The sequence below is a fragment of the Limosilactobacillus vaginalis DSM 5837 = ATCC 49540 genome (genome assembly GCF_000159435.1).
GTDB classification, from domain to species: Bacteria; Bacillota; Bacilli; order Lactobacillales; family Lactobacillaceae; genus Limosilactobacillus; species Limosilactobacillus vaginalis.
This window is the reverse complement of the sequence record NZ_GG693449.1, coordinates 1-363: the sequence shown is the minus strand read 5'-3', so window position 1 is coordinate 363 and position 363 is coordinate 1. Positions and strand designations below refer to the sequence as shown.

The window sequence follows — 363 nt, the reverse complement described above, 5'->3', positions numbered from 1 at the left end:
TTGATGCTGACTTAGCTCAGTTGGCAGAGCACGTCATTAGTAATGATGAGGTCGGAGGTTCGAATCCTCTAGTCAGCATTATTAATATTTAAAGTCTATAGATTAAGTTAACCTTAAGTCTATAGACTTTTTTGTTACGTTTAAATAAAATTGGTTATTTTTTAAAATCTGCTTTTAAATACGTGTAGTAAAAAGGAAACAATTATCAATTCTGGTTACTCCACTAAACAGTATAAATTAAAAATATTACTATAATCTTTTAACGCCATAGTGCATAAATCAAGATCGCTAAAATAATTACTCCCCACCAATTAAGGGAAATTTTTACTTTCAAGGATGTCCACACTCCTTCTAAAGATTAAC

At 30.3% G+C, this 363-nt stretch carries 1 tRNA gene; it reads left to right on the top strand.

Annotated features, from left to right (window positions below):
* Positions 1–5 precede the first annotated feature (5 nt).
* Positions 6–78 (top strand) — tRNA-Thr (locus tag HMPREF0549_RS08950).
* Positions 79–363 lie beyond the last annotated feature (285 nt).